The sequence below is a fragment of the Galbibacter sp. L-19 genome, from assembly GCF_056857615.1.
In genome coordinates this window covers 1-14094 of the sequence record NZ_JBSXNL010000054.1, presented here as the reverse complement: position 1 = coordinate 14094, position 14094 = coordinate 1, and the positions used below count along the sequence as shown (strand labels likewise).

The following is a 14094-nucleotide window of genomic DNA, read 5'->3' as shown; positions in this document are numbered from 1 at the left end:
CCGGTTCTTCAAAATTAGGTTTTAATCTCCTATATCCCGTAGCTGTTACTCTTTTATTTGACCGCAAAACACCAACATTTTGGAGTTGAGCGGACTGCATAATCAGGCTCCTATGTCGCTCTTTTTATAAGTCCTTGTCAATCCAAGATATTGAAATCGTGTCAGCATCAAAAAAAGATAACAGCTATACGGCACTATGGGAAGTAAATCAAAACCAGTTTATCATGAAATCACCAGTAAAATATCAATTCGGAAGTGAAACTAAAAAAAATCAAAAAAGAAAAACGCTGCCGGATATAATAAGTAAATCAATGTTTAATTTTTTAAATCTTTTAATTATGAGTACTCTAAAAAATCAAGTACAGTTAATCGGAAATGTAGGACAGGAGCCACAGGTAACCGTTTTGGAAAACGGAAAAAAAGTAGCCAGAATTTCACTAGCTACCAATGAGAACTACAAAAACTCCAAGGGAGAGAAACAGACCAATACCGACTGGCATCAACTCGTTGCCTGGGGTAAAGTAGCTTCCCTAATCGAAGACTATGTATTTACAGGTAAAGAGATTGCCGTTCAAGGAAAACTGTCCTCACGTTCCTACGAGGATAAAGAAGGCGTAAAACGCTATGTAACCGAGGTCATCGTCTCAGAGATTCTATTTCTTGGAGGAAACCAAGCAAGTTAAAAAAGAATACAGCAGGTCGGGGGACCTGCTGTATTTAACTATTTCGGATCAATTTAAAATTGAATAGTTATGTTAAACAAAGTTAATGAAATTCAACTCTCGTATAAAGAAAGTTTTTTGACAAGTCATCAAACACATATTAAATGTAGTAAGGATGCAGCCGACCTTTTATATCAATCTTTTGATAAACACACAATAGCTATGAATGAAACCTTTAAAGTATTGCTTCTCAATCATGCCAATGCTGTTAAGGGAATTTATACCCATTCCACAGGCGGAATTACCGGAACTCTGGTAGACATTCGAATTATTTTTGCCGTAGTACTAAAAAGCCTATCAACGTCAATTATTTTATGTCATAATCATCCAAGTAGCAACCTAAAAGCGAGTACACTGGATAAGGAGCTCACAAGAAAAATTGTAAAAGCAGCTTCATATATGGATGTCAAAATTCTTGATCATATTATTTTAAGTCCCGCGGGAAACTATCTCAGTTTTGCCGATGAAGCCTTAATTTAATTTTATTTATGTTTATATAAGTAGTTTTGGGTATTTCAATTTATCAAGAAATACCCTATTTTTATATAGTAATATTCCCATCCCTTTTTTGACTTTCACTGATGGGATCAATTTATAAATAATTTAATTTTCAAGGTTTGATTCTTACCGTGATTTGTCTTGTTATAGGCAAAGTGTCGGTTAAGATAAATCCGGTCTTTTGTTTTTTAACCAGAGACTGGGCGGTTGTTTTTTTATCCCTACGGGATAAAAGGAATAGCAAGAGGGCAATGCGCTAAAGCGTCATTGCAATTTCATTTATTTTTTAAATTATTGAAAATCATATATTTATATAATTACAGATAATTTATAATCAGGGAAATACCTTGATTTTTTATGAAAAAACACACGCAGCCCCTGTAAACAGTAAACTTTTTTATGAAAAAATGGATAAGGAATTTGAAAAAGAAGGATATGCCGGACTGAGAATCAAAAAATCAGTCGCCCGAAAGTTCCGGAAGTATTGTAAAATACTCTCCAAGTCACAATCTATGACTTTATTGCTTATGCTACAGTTTTTTGAAAGTAGTGGCCTTTCCCCGGAAGAATCCATCGGTCCCAATGCCTATACCTTAGAGAGTCTAATTAAAAGGCGTATCCATGGAGTGATCTCCATTATAAAGGATATGGAAAAACACCAGACCAAGCCCACCGTAGCCATGCTTCAAAACCTCTTTGAACAGGCGGAAAGTACTTCCGAAAAAAAGTCGGGAAACACTAAGAAAAGTTGGAAGGAAAAAAATTTGAAACCGGGGCATGTGAGCAGCCATAATATTCCTAAACGGTTAGAACTGGAAGAAGCTAAAGAACAGATATCCCTATATCGGAATAAACATGCCAAAGCAACACAAGAATTGTCAGATACCAGAAAGGAAGTTTCACGTTTTCTCGAAAAAGTAAAACCCATTCGGAGCAATTTCGGGAAACCCTACCTGCGTATCGACCTTCCTCTAGAAAGTCTGGAACATCTTAAACGAAAACTAAACTTAAATGAATAATCATGTACGTCACCATCACACCACAAAATATGAGCGACACCTATAATGTAAGTGTTACTAATTTCGTAGAGTATTTGGAAAAAGAAAACGAAGGGAAATCGCCGGAAGAAATGGAACATTTCTTTAACCAGCATGAGGATACGGTTGACCGGGATCATGTCATTAAAGATATCGACGGAAATACGGCTAAGCTTAGGAAAACTGAACCTCGCTTCTACTCCATTACCATCAACCCCAGTAAACGGGAGCTCCAACATCTCAAACAAGGCGACCTCAACCTGAAGGCCTATACCCGGGAAGTTATGAAAGGCTATACCCAATCCTTTAACAGGGGTAAGGAGGTTTCAGTGGACGATATTAAGTATTATGCAAAAATAGAACACCGACGCTCCTACAAGGGCTTTGATCAAGAAATCAAGGAAAATGCTCCCTATAGCAAAAAAATAGCCAGACTCAAAAACAATATCCGGAAAGTAGAACGTGGGGAAATAAAAGGCAACGTCAAAAAAATGGAAAAAGAGATCGACCAGCTCTTACGGGAGATCCCTCATAAAGTTGATGGCAAACCCATTGCACAGGGTATGCAAAAGCCGGGGATGCAAACCCACGTCCATATTGTCATAAGCCGCAGGGACGCCTCCAACACCTTTAGCCTGTCCCCGGGAAGCAGATATAAAGCCTCACAGGTGGAGTTGAACGGAAAGACCGTAAAACGGGGCTTTGACAGGGACAGCTTTTTTATAAATACCGAAAAAACCTTTGACCGAATGACCGGGTACCAGCGCAACTTTGCCGAATACTACCAGACAAGAAAACTAATGGTAACTGACCCCAAAAAGTATTTTAAATTACTGCTGAAAACCCCGAAGAAGGAACGGAAAACTGCCATATCCATTCTTAGGGAATCCGGCATAAGGATACCCGGGCTCAACATTCCCGTTACAAAAACCCAAATGGCTCTAAAAACCATCAAGTCGTTGAGAAAGATCATCGATATCACCAAGGAGTCCAGCCAGGGCTACTAATTAAAATTCCTATTTCCATGTATTGCTACCTGTATATTACTTTAAGTCTTGTGTTATTGTTTTTGACAGGCGTACGGTTTTTGGGAGTGCACCGGAGTTTTATCTTTTCCCTGATCGTTCCCCTGCTTTCCTGTTTGATCTGGGTATGGCATCTTCTTCCCGGCAGAGCCTGGATGCAAGTATTCCTGTATATTGAAGTGCCGGCTCTTTTATGTGTAGGTATACTCTATGTACGCATTCTGTACGTCATCCGTCCGATACCCAATAAAAAATACAGGGTGAAACTGTATTTAAAAAACGGGAGCCTTGTTTTGGATAATATCCGGCGGGGTATATCCATTATTGGGGCAGCTGGGAGCGGCAAAACAGAAAGCGTGGTCTTCAACCTCCTGCAACACTTAGGAAAACATTCCTTTTGTGGCGTCATGCATGATTACAAACATTTTGAGCTGACAGAAATTGCCTATCCTTTATTTCAGCAAGCAGGCATTCCTTTCTATATCATTTCTCCAGATAAAATCTATCACCGGGTCAACCCCATTGCACCCCGCTACTTGGAACACGAAGAATCCGTCAATGAAGTCTCTAGAGTACTTCTGGAAAACCTGCTGGAAATGAAAGAATCTGGTGCCACCGGAACTTCCCGTTTTTTTAATGATGCCGTGGAAGGACTTATCGCAGGGATGATCTGGAAACTGAAAGAAGATTATCCTCAGTATTGCACCTTACCGCATATGATGGCGTTATATCAGTTATTGGACACCGACAGCCTTATCAATTTTTTGGTTTCCAACCGGACCGCCAAAGCCATGGCCGATGCCTTTATCAGCGGCAGGGATTCCGAACGTCAAACAGCCGGGGTGAAAAGTACATTGGCCAATGCCTTTAAAAAGATTTCAACCAAGCGACTCTTTGCCCTACTCTCCGTAGATGAAGTGCCCCTAGATGTCAATAATCCGGATAACCCAGCGGTAGTGTCTCTGGTCAACAATCCCCTTTTTGAAACTTCATATTCACCCATACTGGCCACCATCCTCCATACCATGACCAACCAGATGAGCGTCCGGCACCGCCGATCTTCTTTTCTGCTTATGGAAGAAGCCCCTACCATCCGGCTGCTCAACATGCACCGTATACCGGCAAGTTTGCGTAGTTATGATATAGCAACCCTATATGTACTACAGGATAAGATACAGAATGACCTGCTCTATGGAGACAAAGCAAGCAAAGCCATCCTAAGTAATCTTTCCTACCAGTTTTTCGGAAAGGCCAATGATCCGGATACAGCCAAATATTATGAACAGTTTTTTGAAATTGTGAAAATGAAAACCACCAGTATCAGTAAAGGGGAATGGATGAACCCACGTACAAGGATAACTAGAAGTGAAAAGGAAGTGGCTAAAATACGGGCGGATCGTTTTTTCCGTTTAAAACCAGGAGAATTTGTAGCCTTTGCTGATGGTAGGGAGAAACGAGTACGATTTAAAAAACACCTAATTGAAAAATTCCTGCCTCCATTTTCTGGAATAACCGTCGATGTAGATGCTGAATTTTTGAGGATTCATGGGGAGGTTAGGAAAATTTTCACACACCATACGGGATAGGTTTTTTAAAAAAATGTTTAAAAAGTATATCTCATTTTAAATATACTCAAGGGTAATTTGCTACCGATATTCCCTTCGAATCTTTTCTAATCTGTTATCACAAAAATATAAGCATATGGAATAACGCCCTATTTGGACATCCTTCTTGATCTCAGGAAAGGAAAATTCCCATTGGGTATATTTCGCCATCTCAGGGTCATATTCTTTTTCCAGGTTTTTCTCTGATAAAACAATAGGCATATTAGTTCTTCCTAACCTGTTTGGAATTTCCCCCAACTTTTCCGACGCCAGATTAACCTGATCTCCGAGGTTTATGGAAGTCTCTGGTAATTCTTCCGGCCAATTTTTCAAAATATCCGCTTTCAACCTTAAATGCCCGGGAACAAAAGGCATAGGAACTTCTCCTGTTTCATCTTCAAACCATTCCTCTAAAACGAACAGTGGATCCCTCCATCTGGTGATATCAGTAACTTTTCCATTCTTAAACTTAATATAAATACTATCCGTATCATATCTTGGCCTCAGTATGGTTACCGCATTATATAATGACAAATTACCTCCTATACTTGCCAAATGCTCCTCCGATTTACCCACCAAGGCAATATCATCAAAACCTTTCTTCTTTCCTAATTCCTGAATCTGATCATACACTTCTACAGGCGAACTTCCGATTTTCAAATTCCATTGCCCTCCTTTGATTATATCTGTTACACCAAAGGTTTCTTTTTGATCAAAACAAGAGACTAAGCCTATAAAAGAAATACAAAGTAATATTATTTTTTTCATCACTACATTTTTAGACCATAGCCTGAATCTGTATAACACTGTTTTTCAATATACTAAAAAAATAAACAAAATAGCGTAGCTTAAATTTTTTTAAATGTACTTTAATGCTTTTTCTATAAATTTCTTTTTGGAAATTATTTTATTTTCAGAAAGGTAATACAATTCGTCTTCTTCTAGTCCTTTTAGGTTATCAATGAATATAGGAGACCGCATCTTGTCGATAAAAGCTCTCCAAGTCTGTATTTTTAACTTTGGTTCAATGATTGTCTCCTCTATCGGGTGAACCTCAATTTTTATAAGCCCCTTAAAGAGTTTTAGTCCAACTCGACCATATAAACTTTCATAAATATAAACTATATGGTTTTTGTATATTTCTTTAACTTGCTCAATATCAAACTCTCCTTCTGCATATTTAAAAGTTAGAGTATTCTCTTTAGTTTCTGTTTGCTTTTTATCCAAATTTTGAAAACTTATTAGTTTATCCTTTAATATTCTTCTACTGCTGTAATTTTCTACTGTCGTCAATGACCTTGGGATTGATATGGACACCGATATATTACTGATAGCCTCTTCTTTTTCTATGGTTGTACTTTCAGCCAAACTGTTGCCATTTAAAACCCATATTAATTTTCTATCGTTTTTATTGTAAAATGTTTCCCTACGTTCTACTTCACGAATCTTTATAGATGAATTTTGAAATTCAATTACAAGTTCATTATTTAATAAAATGTCTGCCCTATGTGAGATATTATTTTCAGTAATAGTAACTTCTCTATTTTCTTCAGGAAATAGATTTTGCCAATTTAGATGCCATTCCGTGATGGGTTCATACCAACTGTCACAATCGCTTTCTCTTTTTACTAGATGTGCCCAATGATCTATTCTAGTACTATAAATTTTTCCAACCACTTCACTTTTGCACACTAGACATAATGCCCTTTCTCCAGACACTTGAGGCTCTACTTTTCTATTTTTCTTTATAGCATATCTCATCTTTTTTAAATATTATACGTAGAATAAACTGGCCTTAAAAAATTCATTCCATTCTCAGCGTTTATTAAACAGATTCTATCTGCTATTTCCTTTAATTCTCTCTCATATAAAACATTTACCATTTGCAGCAGTAAGGTTCTGGACAAATAAGCCACATTATAATTGCACATGCTTATTAATATCTTCCCAACTTCTTTAGGAGTATCATTAATATGAATATTCAGAGCTTTCATCAACAATAATTGATCACGATTCGATATGTACTGTACTGAATTCAATAACATCTTAAAAACAACACCATCAATACTATTTACATTTTTAAGCCATAAACAACAACCTGAAAGTATTTCCTTATCGATGTTCTCATTAGCAAGGACAATAGCTTTGTCAAACAGTGCCTTCCACAAGGCTTGGACTTTATTTTTCTCTTCTATCTTACGAATAGAATTCCCTGCCAAAAAGCGTTGTATTGGATGATAAATATACACCTGCTCCGACTCTATTAATTTTTGAATTATCTCACTTTCCAATTCAAATCCATCAATCCCAAGTAAAAAGGCAGTACAAATATGATTTAAAATATAGTTTAGTTTGTTATCGAGTAAGATGTTTTCATTAAACGCATTATTTAAATGGTCATATTTTAAAAAAAGTTTACTTAAATTGGAGTTCAAGCGATTATTAACAAAATAACCCTGCATAGCAGCACTCCAATTAGATTTATTCTTTAACGGAAATACAATATTAAAATTCTCTAATAACCACGGTTCATCCAAGTATTGAATAGTTGGTAGAAATTGCCCCAAAACAAAAAACAATAAGGAATTCTCCTGTCCCTCAAGGATCTGTTTTGAAATCCATAATTTAATGTCTGAATCCCAACGATTGTCTTCTTTATTTTCGAGACGAGCATATCTTAGAGAATATTGCATTAAAGCCATATAACACCTACCCTTAGTGCTATTTAAAACGGTCGTACTTAAATCCTTAAAGTCATGCACTTTGATGACATCCTTTTCTAAAAAGGTAAATAGAATTTCTTTTATTGCCGGAAGTTGTTCACGATCTAAAGCATGGTCATCATCCTTTAGCCCATCTATTAGAAAAGACAATACATTGGAGACGAACATTGAGCGATATGAATCATCTTTTTTTTCCGGAACCCAAAAGTTATCTCTGGTAACTATTACTCTAATAGTATTCAACACCTGCTCCCATCGATAATTAGCTATGTCTTTTTCCCATAGTTGAGAAATCCCACAAATCCAACTATATTGAACTGGAGCTGGTGCAGCAACTATAGGGTTATTCTCTACATTGAATTTATCCGGATTATCAATAATCACTTGTTTTAATTCATTAACTAAACCTTGCACATCAGGACCAAAAAAATCTCTCTCTTTGCTTTGGAAATCGCTACAATATGAAATAATCTCTTCTATACTCATACAAGCCAATTCATCATACCCGATTGGTGACTCATTTCCAAATTTAGTTTCAGTCCAAGAATCAATCCCTGGATGATCAAATGTTATCGGGTTTATGGCATGAAACTCTTCCCATTTTTTAATCACAACTTCATTTTCCGTAGACAACAATGCAGTAAGCCATTCTTTCTTACACCCAATGACGTGTTTACTTATCGCATCAGGATCATTTTTTAAACTCTCATGTATATAATAATCACAGGTTTCTATCCAATTCAAAACTTTGTGAATTTCTTCCTCTGTGAATTCAGGCACTCTTCTTTTTAGTAATTCATAGAGCTCATGCTTACATGAAGGTAAATCCAATGGATTACCATCAAAACCCCAAAATAGGTCTTGAAATTCTTCATATCTCATACGAATAGTATGAACAGCTAATCTTTTATAAATAGGATGTTCTTCTTTGAAGAATTTTATCAATTCATCCCTAATTTCATTTAATTCAATTCTTTCCAGGCAATCTCTAATCAAATATATCAGTTGACATTCATATTCGTTAGGGTTCCAGGTTTGTGTATGATTTTCAATGGCTGGAATATCCGAAGTACTAAAGGTATATTCAGTCTGTTGGAGAACCTCGTGTATTTTATCTAATGCAAATTGTAATAGATCAATATTCAATACAGCAATTAGACTTTCTTTATATTGCAGGAGTATTCTTTCAAATTCATGTTCACCAAAAATGGATTCAACCTTATAAGAATATTCATCCTCAATATAAAATTCAAACAACAAATTCAACCCTTTAAAAAGCAAGTCTTTATCCCTATAAGCAATTAATTGTTGCACAAATTCATTAAAATAAAATCGTATCCCATTGAAATTATTACTGTACAACATGGTACGGATATATTCAAAATGCTTGTTTTCAAGGTAGTTTCCTGGGATATCACAAATCAACTTAAAAACTGCATAATCCGTATGATAATTATCTACCCGACTTCCATCATCATTTCTATACTGCATAATATCATCAATAATACCTAAAATCATCCTAGTAGACTCCTCATCAACATTTTGCTTATTATATTGAGCCACTTTCTGAAGGTAAGCCAAAACAGGCCAAAAAGGAGTTATAAATGCACCTGGGGTATCTTCTACTTCTACTGGGTTAGGATTATCACCTCCGTAGAAGTACCCTTTCTCTTCTAAAAATGGCAACCATTGTGGAGAGCTTAAATGGTTAAAGAAATATACATATCTAGATTCAAACTTAATGATATTAGGTAAAGTCCTCATAACTTCTTCTGTTGGCTCTTGCAATTTTATAATCAAGTCCAAACGATCTGCAATAGCAAAATAATTACCGAGTAACTTTAATAAAATACTTTCAAATTCATTCCATATCCGTATAATATCTTTTGGATTTCTGGGTTGATTGTAGTCATTACTTCTATGTGCGTATTTGGCCAACCAAATAGCAACTTTAATGTATTGTTTAGATAAAGGATGATCTATAGGATAACCGAAAGCAACTAATATTGATGAAATGTGTCCTTTACTTTGTTTAAATTTTTCAAATGATGTATCCTTTAAATATTCATAATCTTGGTAGTCATTTTTGATTTCATCAAATAACCTTTGAAGATCCTGAGTGTCTATTTTTTTTTGAAGCTCTTTTTGTGATTTCTTATTACCAAAAATATCTCTTAAACCACTTTCAACTTCTCTTAGGATATGAGCTAATAAATAAGATTTAGATTTTAAATCAGAATTTAATATAAAAATGCCATCCAAAAATAATTCTGCAATTTCAGGTCTAATGATATTAAGACCATCATAAATCTGTGTTTGTATATCGGTTAATTCAATCTGCTGTAGAGGTAATGTTTCCTTCTCCGTTTCAGTATTATTTATCTGTTCCATGGTCTATTTTAATGACAAACACTAAATATAAGAATATTGCAAACAGAAAGTTTACGGAAATACGTAACATAATGTATTAAAAATTATTCACTAACCACCATTTGTAGTCTCCTGAAATCTGCAAAAGGCATATAGTGTAAAATAAATGAGATGTTAATCATCAAATAAATGATTTCGTTTTTTGTACTTCAATATCTATTAATTTCAAATGTTTTAAACTTTCCTTATCGTCCCAAAATAATACCATTGAAGAATTATTTTCATTTCTTGAAGAAGGATATACAAGACCATCCACTTTATATTTGCGATTCTTATTAAAGGGATACCTAAAATATTCCGTTACCACTTGAGTGGGAACATATTCAATATGCTCTATATTGTCTTTTTCAATTCTCTTAGAAAAATCTCTAACTAGATTGTGCAAAAATTGAATTAAAAAGCGGTAACTGAACTTTTTTGAATCAAAGATATCTGGATATTTTGGAAGATTTGTAAAATCAATAACCTTGATATCTTTAGCTATTTTTAATTTAGCAATAGTTAGGGAATCCTTTTCTTCATTATTTTCGTCTATAACTTCTTTAACAGATGTTCTTGAATCAAATGTAGCATAAAGCATAGATATTCCTGCCGGACTAAATCTATTCGAAAATTTGCAATTTTCCTGTGGAGGAGCTGTAAAATCTTCTAATCTCTCGAGAGAGATATTAGATTTATGCTGCCTACATCTATATATTAGAGAGTCCTTGGATATGTTTTTAATTAGATTTGATTTCCTAATGCATTTGCCAACCTCTTTTAAAATGATGTATGGATTCACACTATCTCCATCATATGTTTGATATGGTTCAAATAAATACCTTGACCGAAACATAATCATATTCTTAAACTGCCCCCAATGATACATGAGTTCTTCATTTGGAGTAGGATAATAATTGTCTGGTTGACTCCAAGCAATTTCCTGAATTCCACTAATAATATCTTCTGTCAATTCAAACGGTTCTGCCTTTAAACCAATTCTATCTTGAATTAATTCATCTGCATTAAAGGTTTCTCCAAGATACCCTCCTCTTTTACCATCATAACTCATAAAATTAACAGCATCAGTATAACATAATGTAATTCTTTCCATCATAAATTCTAACAACTTCTCCAAATGTATCACCTTAACTTTCTTTCGACAATAATCACAATAACCATATTCATAATTTTCCTTTATAAACCGTTTAACAAATCGATTATCAATATGTTTTGCACAAACATTCTTATTAGGAACATTTCCTATGTACAAGGATTCTAAATCTAACATCCTATTTTTTACTCTTCCCATCTATTATAATTTTTTAAGCAATATCGGAATGGTTCATTCCGTATTGACATTAATATTAAATATACAATAAATCACATATTAGGATGATTCAGCTTTTTATCAAAACCCTACCCTTAAACATAATTTCTCTCTGGTATATTATTCTTATAACTAATCGAGAACAAAACTATCTCAGATACGGGGTTGGTATTTCTCACCTTTTTAGTTTCACTATTCGATGCCCATTCCTTTCCCTTAATTCAATTAATAGTCTTTCCTGCTTTCCCAACGTAAACTTCGGAAATACCATCACAAAACTTTTTTGCTGACTGTCTTTTACAATCTTCGGTAACTTATGGGCATAAACAGGTTTCTGAAGGATCTTCTGGTAGGAGGCATTTTTCTTCCTGTTCCCGTTTTCCACATAGACCCTGAAGTAATCTATTTCGTAATCAATCCCCGATTTGTTTTCAATGGTAAAGGAAATATAGACTTCCTGCCACCGGTACTGTATATCCTTTAAAATGAGTTTTACCCCTTTCCTGTTTTTGCGAGCCAAAAGCTGGTTCTGCCTCTTCATGTACTCCGATACTTTTTTGACGGCATTCATATGGTAGGGGGTTATTTTCACCGTCCTCTCTCCCTCTTTCTGTGGCTTCTTTTCTGTAAGAGGAGTCCCTTTTTCATGCCCTATACGCTGCTCTTTATCTATAAAATAATTGAGTTGTGGCAAATCTTTACGGTACTTCAGGATATAACTGTACACCTGGCCATCTGTGGTTATGACTAAAAGGTTGCTGTCAAGCCCGGGCGTAGCTTTAAGTAGTCCCAGGTATTGTGGGTTTTCCTTATTATAGGTAAAAATAAAATGGGCATTGCCACTAATTCCCTGCCGGATAGGTTCAGGAAAGAAAAGGGATATGGTAGTATGATCATTAGCATATATGGTGTCCAATTCCTGCACTTGCCCCATCAAAGGCCAATGTATTAAACACAGACTGAAAAAAAAGTATATAAGTTTCATTGCTGTACGGGTTTTAAAATGAGTTGGTAGTGGTTGTAAATCGTATTTTTTACTTTGCGGTTATTCCGACGGAAGACATTTTTCAGCCCCCGCACCTGGGGTACGCCGGCTATATTGATATCCTGAATCATATCATCGGTCATTTGTCGGGTGAGTTCCGCGCGGATACTGTTCTCGATATAGATCCCTTCATTGCCATCCTGGAGGTCATAGGCTTTCAGATGTACGGGTTGGTGGTTGATATTGGTGATGTTTATCATCACCCTGTTTTCTTTTAGCTTTACAAAACCATAGACCAGGGTGTTTTTTGGGATTTTCCTATCGTTAATGATAGCCTCCTCGGTAAGGCGGAGTTCCAATCTGCCGTTGGTCTTTACGGTTTGTGCATCGTGTACCACCGCATGGATTACCGGCTGAGTATAGGCTTTTGGAGCTATACTCTCCCAGATGACCTTCCCTACCTTAAAAAAATCCTGCTGGCTTTTATCCAGGGCGTCCAGGTCTCGTTTTTTAAAAGTAACGGTCGTATCTTTTGATTCAATACTCTTACGCTTGCGATACCCCCTGGCTGTATAGTCTATTCTTCCCCGGTTATAGATACTATCTACCATACGTTCCTTTTGTTTCTCTTTCAATTCCGAATCGTAAAGTCCGGTAGAATCCAACAGGCTTTCGTCATAAATACTCGGGGCATCGGATTTCTTTTTCTCTTTCAACTGATCCACTGCTTTCAGCCTGTCTTCGTATTGCTCTTCGGTTTCTCCAAGTTCCGGGACTACCGTCTGATCCAGTGCTTTGTCTGTTTCCTTATCCGCTCCTAATGCAAATACTCCGTAGCCAATTATAAACAAGACAATAGCTCCTATGATTGCGGCAAACAAGATTTTCTTTTTATCGATCTTCATGGGTAATCTTCTTTAAACTGTTTTCAAAAAAATGGGTAATGAGCAACCCATGCGGGTTTTTCGGGAAGTTCCGGGTGATGGTTATAAGTTCCCCGGTAGTTATCAATTCATAAATGTCGGTTACCGACCCCCGGTTAATTTCAAAAATGGTCCTTACCTTAAAGGGATATGGCTCTTGGGATACATCCACTTCTGATTGTATATCGCTCACCTTTTGTACTAGGGCATATTGCAATAAGCGGTTATATACACCATCTGCTTTTTTCTGGCGATATACATTGTCTACCGAACTGTCTCCCAGCCATAGGGCATTTTCCAATTGTTCCTTATAGTTAGTAGGAGACAAATCATAAAAGTATCGGTGGAAATTATCTAAGTGAGCCTTGGCTTCTATTTCTAGGTTTTGCTTTTGGGCCACCAGTTTTAAAGGGATTACACTCCCTTCTGTGCTGACTACAAATGCGTTGTTTATCGATTTTTGATATATGGAATAGGTAAACCATGAACATACCACAGTTGCTGTAAAAGCCATCACCGTCACGGTAATAACCACAAAGCGGTTGTTTTTTAATATCTGGGCTATGCTTTTATAAGGTGTTTTCATAATTGTTCTATTGTTTTAATGCTGTTTTATTACCCTCCGGTAAAAATGCGAATGGTGAAAGACACGGCTCTACGGTAAAGCTTGAATTTTAAAAAGATGATAAAGCCCAATGTGGACTTGCAACAAAAAACTAGACAAAGAGAAAAGAGATTATGCTGCTAATTTTTGATTGTACATATCTGTTTCAAACTCATCAATAGATTTTAATCCTAAAGCTGAGTGTAATCTTTTTCTATTATACCAAGTTTCTAT

The 14094-nt window shown here is 35.9% G+C and carries 12 protein-coding genes; 5 read left to right on the top strand and 7 right to left on the bottom strand.

The window, feature by feature from the left end; all coding sequences use genetic code 11:
- Positions 1-338 precede the first annotated feature (338 nt).
- The 5 genes from AC13CQ_RS09065 to AC13CQ_RS09045 all read left to right on the top strand — a co-directional run bounded on the left by AC13CQ_RS09065 (position 339) and on the right by AC13CQ_RS09045 (position 4868).
- Complete coding sequence (locus AC13CQ_RS09065; RefSeq protein ID WP_482882845.1) at positions 339-683, top strand: single-stranded DNA-binding protein; 345 nt, start codon at positions 339-341, stop codon at positions 681-683.
- Between the two features lie 69 nt (positions 684-752).
- On the top strand, positions 753-1202 hold the full coding sequence (locus AC13CQ_RS09060) for a JAB domain-containing protein (RefSeq protein WP_482882844.1): 450 nt from the start codon (positions 753-755) through the stop codon (positions 1200-1202).
- Positions 1203-1627: 425 nt separating this feature from the next.
- Entirely contained in the window at positions 1628-2239 is a 612-nt protein-coding gene (locus AC13CQ_RS09055; protein ID WP_482882843.1) for a BfmA/BtgA family mobilization protein, read from the top strand.
- A gap of 2 nt (positions 2240-2241) precedes the next feature.
- On the top strand, positions 2242-3264 hold the full coding sequence (mobB, locus tag AC13CQ_RS09050) for a MobB family relaxase (RefSeq protein WP_482882842.1): 1023 nt from the start codon (positions 2242-2244) through the stop codon (positions 3262-3264).
- 17 nt (positions 3265-3281) lie between these two features.
- On the top strand, positions 3282-4868 hold the full coding sequence (locus AC13CQ_RS09045; protein WP_482882841.1) for a type IV secretory system conjugative DNA transfer family protein: 1587 nt from the start codon (positions 3282-3284) through the stop codon (positions 4866-4868).
- 60 nt (positions 4869-4928) lie between these two features.
- On the opposite strand, the gene AC13CQ_RS09040 is transcribed toward AC13CQ_RS09045, so the two are convergent.
- From AC13CQ_RS09040 to AC13CQ_RS09010, 7 genes are all read right to left on the bottom strand, one after another.
- Positions 4929-5654, bottom strand: coding sequence for a hypothetical protein (locus AC13CQ_RS09040; protein ID WP_482882840.1), 726 nt, complete (start codon positions 5652-5654; stop codon positions 4929-4931).
- A gap of 90 nt (positions 5655-5744) precedes the next feature.
- Positions 5745-6647 carry a competence protein CoiA gene (locus tag AC13CQ_RS09035; protein WP_482882838.1) on the bottom strand — a complete coding sequence of 301 codons (903 nt, stop codon included), beginning with the start codon at positions 6645-6647 and terminating at the stop codon, positions 5745-5747.
- A 5-nt stretch (positions 6648-6652) separates the two neighbouring features.
- Positions 6653-10000, bottom strand: a complete 3348-nt coding sequence (locus AC13CQ_RS09030) for a hypothetical protein (protein WP_482882837.1) — start codon at positions 9998-10000, stop codon at positions 6653-6655.
- A 160-nt stretch (positions 10001-10160) separates the two neighbouring features.
- Positions 10161-11330: a HEPN-associated N-terminal domain-containing protein gene (locus AC13CQ_RS09025; protein ID WP_482882836.1), complete on the bottom strand. Its 1170-nt coding sequence runs from the start codon at positions 11328-11330 to the stop codon at positions 10161-10163.
- A gap of 193 nt (positions 11331-11523) precedes the next feature.
- A complete protein-coding gene (locus AC13CQ_RS09020) occupies positions 11524-12333 on the bottom strand; it encodes a DUF4138 domain-containing protein (RefSeq protein ID WP_482882835.1) in 810 nt (269 codons plus the stop codon).
- Positions 12330-13238: a conjugative transposon protein TraM gene (gene traM / locus AC13CQ_RS09015; protein WP_482882834.1), complete on the bottom strand. Its 909-nt coding sequence runs from the start codon at positions 13236-13238 to the stop codon at positions 12330-12332. Before traM ends, AC13CQ_RS09020 begins: the two co-directional genes overlap by 4 nt.
- Positions 13225-13842, bottom strand: coding sequence for a conjugal transfer protein TraK (locus AC13CQ_RS09010; protein ID WP_482882833.1), 618 nt, complete (start codon positions 13840-13842; stop codon positions 13225-13227). The genes traM and AC13CQ_RS09010 overlap by 14 nt, the downstream gene beginning before the upstream one ends.
- Positions 13843-14094: the final 252 nt, after the last annotated feature.

Excerpts from the sequence above, each read along its gene's own strand:
- AC13CQ_RS09020 (WP_482882835.1), bottom strand. The coding sequence starts at position 12,333 with ATGAAACTTATATACTTTTTTTTCAGTCTGTGTTTAATACATTGGCCT.
- mobB (WP_482882842.1), top strand. The coding sequence starts at position 2,242 with ATGTACGTCACCATCACACCACAAAATATGAGCGACACCTATAATGTA.
- AC13CQ_RS09055 (WP_482882843.1), top strand. The coding sequence starts at position 1,628 with ATGGATAAGGAATTTGAAAAAGAAGGATATGCCGGACTGAGAATCAAA.
- AC13CQ_RS09060 (WP_482882844.1), top strand. The coding sequence starts at position 753 with ATGTTAAACAAAGTTAATGAAATTCAACTCTCGTATAAAGAAAGTTTT.
- AC13CQ_RS09035 (WP_482882838.1), bottom strand. The coding sequence starts at position 6,647 with ATGAGATATGCTATAAAGAAAAATAGAAAAGTAGAGCCTCAAGTGTCT.
- AC13CQ_RS09065 (WP_482882845.1), top strand. The coding sequence starts at position 339 with ATGAGTACTCTAAAAAATCAAGTACAGTTAATCGGAAATGTAGGACAG.
- AC13CQ_RS09040 (WP_482882840.1), bottom strand. The coding sequence starts at position 5,654 with ATGAAAAAAATAATATTACTTTGTATTTCTTTTATAGGCTTAGTCTCT.
- AC13CQ_RS09010 (WP_482882833.1), bottom strand. The coding sequence starts at position 13,842 with ATGAAAACACCTTATAAAAGCATAGCCCAGATATTAAAAAACAACCGC.
- traM (WP_482882834.1), bottom strand. The coding sequence starts at position 13,238 with ATGAAGATCGATAAAAAGAAAATCTTGTTTGCCGCAATCATAGGAGCT.
- AC13CQ_RS09030 (WP_482882837.1), bottom strand. The coding sequence starts at position 10,000 with ATGGAACAGATAAATAATACTGAAACGGAGAAGGAAACATTACCTCTA.
- AC13CQ_RS09045 (WP_482882841.1), top strand. The coding sequence starts at position 3,282 with ATGTATTGCTACCTGTATATTACTTTAAGTCTTGTGTTATTGTTTTTG.
- AC13CQ_RS09025 (WP_482882836.1), bottom strand. The coding sequence starts at position 11,330 with ATGGGAAGAGTAAAAAATAGGATGTTAGATTTAGAATCCTTGTACATA.